A 7,186-nucleotide genomic window follows, 5' to 3' on the forward strand; every position below is an offset into this window, starting at 1 on the left:
AAGAAAAACTTGATTAATAATGTACAGGATTAATTCTACTACAAAATTGGAAGGAGGAGGCAACCATCGACCCCTACCTCCTACACTCCGAGAATGATTATTATTCTTGAGCATGAATAGTTTATTTTTTGGAAGTCCCTAGTGCCAATGACATCATCAAAATTGGTTGCCGTAAAAGTTAATACTGGACCCCCCAATACCCGTAAATTGTTAGTCGCTGCGCCTAAATTGACATTAATAAACCCGGGAGATGCTGCGCTGGAAGCATCAATTGTATTGTTACTAGATACGGCATTGGCAATGATAGTTTCAACTTGGAACAGTTGATCTGTGGCTCCACCGCCTTTGAGAATAGCTCCAGTCGGTAGTAGGGTAATGCTGCTGCCAAAACTGCTGTAATTGGCCACATCAGTCCCCGCACCACCATTAAAAAAATCACTGCCTAAACTGCCAAAAAGAGTGTCATTGCCAATTTCCCCTGAAAGATAGTCATCCCCACTACCGCCGTCGAGGAAGTCATCACCATCACCACCATTGAGGATATCGTTACCGCCTAGTCCAAAGAGGCTATCGTTGCCGACACCACCCTCAATGATGTCTGCGAGAGAGTTACCCGTGAGAGTGTCATTGCCAGCCAAGCCCAGAATTGTCCAGTTATCCACAGCTGCTGCCGTGAAAGAGTTGAGGCCGAAGAAGTCGAAGTAGGTTTGAGGCATAAATGTTAAAAAGTGTCTATCATAAAAGATGTATTAGTTTTGTTAACATTTGTTAATTCTGTAACAAAACTTAACATTTAGCGATAGAAACACCCTATCTCGACGACTGGTGCATCTCACATTCATTGGCAAAAATACCAGCTCTTCTGGTTTCTGTGTGGAAACGAGGTCTATACTGATAGTTTCTTCCGCCGCTCGACGGCTCGACTGAGCGTTCCTGTTAGTGAGCGGATCGAGGGAGCCTCGCCGAACGTCAAAATAGTCAAAATAGTCCTAAAAGTCTTGCTCAGTAAGCATTTTACGATTCCATAAGCAAAAATTATCACACAAAGTCGAGAAGAGCCAAATACCGACAATCAGCAATTAATCAGTAACCTTCGTTTAATACATAAATACTAATAATTGCCTGTAAGCATCTCACCGAAAAGCAAATGCGCGCTCGCGTTTGGGGACGGCACTCTGATCACGGACAGCTGAAACTGCGCGTGCGGGTCGCGCGGTCCTCTCCTCCCCAACCTATCCATTAGTCAGATCTTTCTTAACAAAAAGAGAAAAAACTTAAAAAAAGGGGAAACGATTGATAGGTATAGTTTTGAAAGAAGGAATCAAGATCGAGGTGAGCAAAAAAATGGAGAAATGGGCAGCCCAAGAATTACATTGGGACTGCGAAGGTTACATGATATCAGCGAGACTTGGAAACTATCTGATCAAATTAGTTCCCCCATAGAACCCCCTTGAGCCATCTTGCACATTTTTCTCTTTTTGTCAAATTTTATGTTAAGAAAGATGTGACTAATGGATAGCTTATCAAGGGGGGCAGGGGGGATCAAAGACAAAATCTATTTAATTGAAACCACTTACTTACTAATAACAAATCCGTTTTTAATAGTGTGATTAACTCTCAAGTTATGAATTGTTTCTCCCCACACCCCACTTCCCTATCACCCCACTTCCCCCCGCAACGCGCACGCAGTGACCACCCCACTATCCTATACTTTTTAAACAGGATTTAGTATAATATCATTTTTCAAAAGTAATGACAGACTTAGTTGATCATTTCAAAGCGCAATTGCTCTCTGAGAAGGGAATTGCGCTCTCAGATGTTAGTCACGATCATTGAAAATTGGTATAATTTAGGAGAAATTTTGACTTTCTTATTCTATTAATATGCCAACTTATCCTGATATCTCCAGTCAAGCGTTTAAACATCCCCTAGATCAGCAAGCTGAACAGGCCTTAAGATCAGTTCCGGGGTTTGACTTATTAGCGAAAAGTTTTTCCGAATATCTCTATGAACGTCCCCAGCAAATTTTATTAATGGGCAATGATCTAAAAGTCGGCCCGCGTCAATACGCCACTTTATACGGTATATATCGCCAATGTCTGCGGGATTTAGATATGTCCCCAGAACCGAATCTTTATGTCAGTCAAAACCCTTCAGCGAATGCCTATTCTTTAGGTTCGGAACATCCCTACATTGTCTTTAATACTGCCCTTTTAGACCTATTAGATGAAGAAGAAATTAGGGTAATTCTTGCCCACGAATTAGGTCATTTAAAATGCGATCATAGTATTTTAATTCAAATGTCTTTTTGGGTGATGGGGGCGGCTAATTTTCTTGGGGGCATCACCTTAGGACTAGGAAAAGCCATTACTACTGGTCTAGTTTATGCCTTTTATGAATGGCGCAGAAAAGCTGAATTATCAGCAGACCGCGCCGCTTTATTAGTTAGCGATGATTTAAATTTAGTCCTGAGAACTTTAATGAAATGTGCAGGAGGAAGTCAAAAATACCTGCATGAATGCAACTTAGAAGAATTTATTCGCCAAGGGGAAGCCTACCGACAATTAGACCAAGATAACTTAAACCAGATTTATAAATTTCTCATTTATAATGGCGGTAATGGTTCCTTTTTAACCCATCCTTTTTCCGTAGAAAGAGTGCATTATCTACAGGAATGGTTTAACTCGGAATCCTATCGTCAAATTCGCCGGGGAAACTATGCCAAAACAGGGGTAAAAAGCTCAATTAATGTTGATGCTAATGATAGCGAAAGCGAAAGATTGAGGCGACAAATAGCAGAACTACAAGCGGAAATTGAACGGGCAAAAAGACAAAGAAACCCTGAATAATCTATACGAAGGCGCTCATGCAAAAGGCAGAAGGCAGGAGACAGGATTCAGGAGACAGGATTCAGGATTCAGGAGATTGCCTTTATTTATTCTCCCTTCTCCCCACACCCCACACCCTACACCCCACACCCCAAACCCCACACCCCACACCCCACACCCCACACCCCACACCCCACACCCTTTACTGATCACTGAAAATTCTCTTGTCTGTGTTTTGCCAATTTGGTGAGTACAATAGAGGTAGACGTATCGGAGACCGAGAATAGCAATTCTCCCTACGATTATCCATACACACTTACCCCCACTCTCTTTTTTTTGTTCTACTGCCCATGCTCCAAGATACCCAATCCATTCGTTACTATCAAAGACTAACCGATGACATGGTGGATCTTTGGCACCGTGGCTCGCGTTTTGATGAGATCCGGCTATATGTAGAAGGCTATTTAGCCTGTTTACGCGATTCTAATTCCATAGAACCCTATCTAATTCATCGTCTCGAAGAAGAAATATTTCGCTTCTTGCGAGATACCTCTAATTTTGAATATCTCTCCCCCCAAACCCAAACCCAAACCGAAGCAGATTATGGGTATTATTAACCCCATCTCGGGTTAAGGGAATTTGGCCATCATTCCGCCCAAAAAATCGGATTGACTCGCGAGAATCGCCCCGGGATTAGACCTCTTGCATCGGGCAGAATTGAGGAGTTAGGAGTCGGGAGACAGGGCGATTTTTACCAGCGCTCTACCGAGCTTGACAGGAACGAGATTCGGTCATCTGTAGAACAATAGTATCGATCGCTTTCACCAGGGCCTGTCCAGAAACCCGTTGATTATTAACGATAATGCTAAATAACATCGGTTCTTGGTTGGGGTTTTCTAGATAACCCGATAGGGCCCGCACACCAGTAAGAGTACCAGTTTTAGCGTAAACTGTGCCAGTAGCGGCCGTCTGACGCATTCGGTTTCTCAGGGTGCCACTAATTCCCGCTACCGGTAAGGAAGCATAGAAAGTGTCTCGATTAGGAGAATAATACATCACCCGCAAAATTTCCACGATCGAGCGGGGAGTAGCGGTATTACGACGGGATAATCCCGAACCATCGGCTAAACGAAAACCACTGGGATTGATGCCCAATTGTGCCAAGATGGCAGTAACATTTTTAGAACCGCCGATAAAGCGAAAAAGAGTGTCAGCGTAGAAATTATTACTTCTCTGATTAGTGATATTAACCCAATCGCGCAGGGATTTTTTTTGAATTGTCGTCTCTGGGTTCATCACTTGTAAAGCGGCAGCCGTGGTAAATAACTTTGTATTAGAAGCGGGGATAAAATAGCGATCAGCGTTATGACTATAAATAACTGTTTGGCGATCGATAGATTCGATTAATATACCCCACTGATTGGGAGCTTGACTAATAACTTTATCGATATTTGCCCCGATCGATTGAGTACAGGTATTATCGATGTTATTGTTTTCTGGAGGGGGAACGTATAATTCTATGGATTCGTTCGACGAGGAAGGATGGGGATAAACAGACAGATTAACTTGAGCGATGCTAGGATAGGCCAAAGCGATAGTGGCTACACTGGCCACTGTCAGGGAATTAAGGCAATTGAGGAGTTGTTTCATGCTGTGTTTGTGTAAGAGTCTGGTTTCCGTAAGCGTTCGCACTATTGTACCAGTTGCTGCTCAAGTGTCAAAGTTACCTGTCTAACAGATTTTAGCCGCTAATTCTCACCAATGCCAGAGAAGAAAGCTTGTCATAGCCCGGAACTGCACTGATACCCCTTCTCAAGACCGTTTGGAATTTTTCTGGGTTCCAAAATCGTGCTATTTTGATAGCCGTGACATTGCTGGTGACAATTTGGGGATAATAAAAGCAAAGTGTAGGAAGAGGGATATCCGACCCATGTATTCTGTCTCAGATGATTCCAAAACAATGACGAATACCAGCCGTCAAACTGTGCTAGAGACGTTAAACTTACAAAAAACTTATCGGACGGGATTCTGGTTAGATAAAAAAATCGAATCCTTGAAAAACTGTACTTTAATTGTCCATGAGGGCGAAACTTTTGGATTATTAGGCCCGAACGGGGCCGGCAAAACCACGCTCTTAAAAACCCTTTTGGGGATTGTCCGACCCACTTCCGGACGGGCCTTGATTCTCGGTCAGCCAATTGGCGATCGCTCGGTCAGGCAACGCATCGGCTATCTTCCCGAAAATGCCTACTACTACGACTATCTCACCGGCTGGGAATTCCTACAATTAATCGGCGGCATTTTTAAAATTCCCTCTTCTGTGCAAAAAAAACGCATTCCTGAATTATTGGATTTAGTGGGATTAGACCGCAAAACTGCCCAGAAAAAGCAATTGCGTCAATATTCTAAGGGGATGATGCAACGGATTGGTATAGCCCAAGCATTAATCAATGATCCAGAATTAGTCTTTCTCGATGAACCGATGTCGGGACTGGATCCTATCGGTCGCTATCAGGTGCGAGAAATTATTCAATCCCTCAAACAACAGGGGAAAACCATCTTTTTTAACTCTCATATTCTCTCCGATGTGGAACAAATTTGCGATCGCATTGCCCTGTTGGCCCGGGGAGAATTACTCTGTGTTGGTTCCCTCGAGCAAATTCTCGGTCGTGCTGATGTCTATCAGGTGATTGTTCAAGGTGGTAGGGAGGATCAACTACAGCAATGGCTCCTCGGTTTGCATTGGCGCGATCATTGTTGGCACGGACAATTACAGGGAGAACCCGCTGCTTTTCTGGCTGCCCTGCCTAGTATCGATGCTCGCTTGATTAGTCTTAATTTAGCTCGTGCTTCCCTCGAAGAATTTTTTATCGACCAATTACGTCAGCGCGGTATTACCTCTAGTCAATAGGCACTTTCATACTAAATCCGTTGAGTATAGGCTACATATTAGGACAGGCACTCATGCAAAAGAGGGAATAAATAATCAGTTTTTAATAACCGGATTTAGTATTAAGCTACAAGGCAAGTTGCCAAAAAGGAGACAATTGTGCGACGGGGAAGACATAAAATTTTTATCGGGATGGCCCCGGGGGTCGGGAAAACCTACAAGATGCTGGAGGAGGGCCATAGCCTCAGAAAGCAGGGAACTGACGTGGTGATTGGACTGCTGGAAACCCACGGCCGGAAAGAGACCGCCGAAAAAGCCGAGGGGTTGGAAATCGTACCGAGAAAAATCCTAGAGAAAGAGGGAGTCACTCTCTCGGAAATGGATACAGAAGCGATTATCGCCCGCTCACCGCAGCTGTGTCTGATCGATGAATTAGCCCACACGAATGCACCAGGTTCCGAGCGAGAGAAACGCTTTCAGGATGTGGAGATAATTTTATCTCAGGGAATCGATGTTTACTCGACCGTGAATATCCAGCATATTGAGAGTTTAAACGATCTGGTTGCCCGAATCACTGGGGTGGTGGTGCGAGAGCGAATACCCGATCGAATTTTGGAGGAAGCTGATGAAGTGATCGTGGTAGATGTTACCGCCGAAACCCTAGAAGAAAGATTATTAGCGGGAAAAATCTACGCTCCCGAAAAGATCGAACAATCTTTAAATAATTTCTTTCAACGGCGTAATTTAATCGCCCTCCGGGAACTGGCCTTGCGCGAAGTGGCCGATACGGTGGAAGAAGAAGCGAGTAATTCCACAAAATTTATCGGTCAATCCTGTCCCGTTCACGAACGGGTATTAGTCTGTATTTCCACCTATCCAAACTCTTTACGATTATTACGTCGGGGAGCGCGGATAGCGGGGTATATGAACGCGGAATTTTTCGTGATTTTCGTCGATAAACCCGAGCGCTTTCTCACGAAAGAGGAGGCTTTACATATCGAAACCTGCGAACGTTTATGTCGGGAATTCGAGGGTAAATTCTTACGGATTAAAAGCTATCAGGTGGCGGCAGCGATCGCCGAAGTGGCCGAACGGGAACGGATCACCCAGATTGTGATCGGGGAGAGCCTTCAATCGCGCTGGAAGCATTTAATCAAAGGTTCTTTCACCCAAAAACTCATGCGCCTGATCTGGCAGAAAAATATCGATCTTCACATCATCGCCACCGATCCAAAAGTACCGATTAAAAACGCCCGAGCCAAGGGGGTGAAAAGGTGACTACCTGACTTGAAAGAGGGTGTGGGGTGTGGGGTGTAGGGTGTAGGGTGTAGGGTGTGGGGTGTAAGGTGTGGGGTGTGGGGTGTGGGGTGTAGGGTGTAGGGTGTTGGGTGTGGGGTGTGGGGGGTGGGGTGTAGGTTGTAGGGTGTGGGGTGTGGGGTGGGGGGGGTGGGGGGTGGGGTGTCGGGTG

Annotated in this window: 8 protein-coding genes and 1 pseudogene; 5 read left to right on the forward strand and 4 right to left on the reverse strand. The window is 44.7% G+C overall.

What is annotated here, in order from left to right:
- Positions 1 to 80: 80 nt before the first annotated feature.
- Positions 81 to 716: a calcium-binding protein gene (locus O9300_RS17765; protein ID WP_287973064.1), complete on the reverse strand. Its 636-nt coding sequence runs from the start codon at positions 714 to 716 to the stop codon at positions 81 to 83.
- Positions 717 to 758: 42 nt separating this feature from the next.
- Positions 759 to 1,064, reverse strand: a pseudogene (locus O9300_RS19730) (hypothetical protein).
- An 819-nt stretch (positions 1,065 to 1,883) separates the two neighbouring features.
- Between O9300_RS19730 and O9300_RS17770 the strand changes: the two are divergent.
- From O9300_RS17770 to O9300_RS17780, 3 genes are all read left to right on the forward strand, one after another.
- Complete coding sequence (locus O9300_RS17770) at positions 1,884 to 2,849, forward strand: M48 family metallopeptidase (protein ID WP_287973065.1); 966 nt, start codon at positions 1,884 to 1,886, stop codon at positions 2,847 to 2,849.
- Positions 2,815 to 3,078 (forward strand): hypothetical protein, encoded by a 264-nt coding sequence (locus O9300_RS17775; protein WP_287973068.1) that lies wholly within the window; start codon positions 2,815 to 2,817, stop codon positions 3,076 to 3,078. Before O9300_RS17770 ends, O9300_RS17775 begins: the two co-directional genes overlap by 35 nt.
- A 100-nt stretch (positions 3,079 to 3,178) precedes the next feature.
- A complete protein-coding gene (locus O9300_RS17780) occupies positions 3,179 to 3,445 on the forward strand; it encodes a DUF6761 family protein (RefSeq protein ID WP_150978322.1) in 267 nt (88 codons plus the stop codon).
- Positions 3,446 to 3,590: 145 nt separating this feature from the next.
- On the opposite strand, the gene dacB is transcribed toward O9300_RS17780, so the two are convergent.
- Complete coding sequence (gene dacB, locus O9300_RS17785) at positions 3,591 to 4,478, reverse strand: D-alanyl-D-alanine carboxypeptidase/D-alanyl-D-alanine endopeptidase (RefSeq protein ID WP_287973069.1); 888 nt, start codon at positions 4,476 to 4,478, stop codon at positions 3,591 to 3,593.
- A 280-nt stretch (positions 4,479 to 4,758) separates the two neighbouring features.
- Between dacB and O9300_RS17790 the strand changes: the two genes are divergently transcribed.
- Positions 4,759 to 5,739 carry an ABC transporter ATP-binding protein gene (locus O9300_RS17790; RefSeq protein ID WP_287973071.1) on the forward strand — a complete coding sequence of 327 codons (981 nt, stop codon included), beginning with the start codon at positions 4,759 to 4,761 and terminating at the stop codon, positions 5,737 to 5,739.
- A gap of 138 nt (positions 5,740 to 5,877) precedes the next feature.
- Positions 5,878 to 6,996, forward strand: coding sequence for a universal stress protein (locus O9300_RS17795; RefSeq protein WP_287973072.1), 1,119 nt, complete (start codon positions 5,878 to 5,880; stop codon positions 6,994 to 6,996).
- Here the strand turns inward: O9300_RS17795 and O9300_RS17800 are convergent.
- The coding region (locus O9300_RS17800; RefSeq protein ID WP_287973074.1) for a hypothetical protein at positions 6,997 to 7,186 on the reverse strand (190 nt) is incomplete at its 5' end.

This window comes from Microcystis sp. LE19-195.1E (genome assembly GCF_027532095.1).
Taxonomy (GTDB): Bacteria; Cyanobacteriota; Cyanobacteriia; order Cyanobacteriales; family Microcystaceae; genus Microcystis; species Microcystis aeruginosa.

Coding starts and splice junctions, on each gene's coding strand:
- O9300_RS17765 (WP_287973064.1), bottom strand. CDS start 716: ATGCCTCAAACCTACTTCGACTTCTTCGGCCTCAACTCTTTCACGGCA.
- O9300_RS17770 (WP_287973065.1), top strand. CDS start 1,884: ATGCCAACTTATCCTGATATCTCCAGTCAAGCGTTTAAACATCCCCTA.
- O9300_RS17780 (WP_150978322.1), top strand. CDS start 3,179: ATGCTCCAAGATACCCAATCCATTCGTTACTATCAAAGACTAACCGAT.
- dacB (WP_287973069.1), bottom strand. CDS start 4,478: ATGAAACAACTCCTCAATTGCCTTAATTCCCTGACAGTGGCCAGTGTA.
- O9300_RS17790 (WP_287973071.1), top strand. CDS start 4,759: ATGTATTCTGTCTCAGATGATTCCAAAACAATGACGAATACCAGCCGT.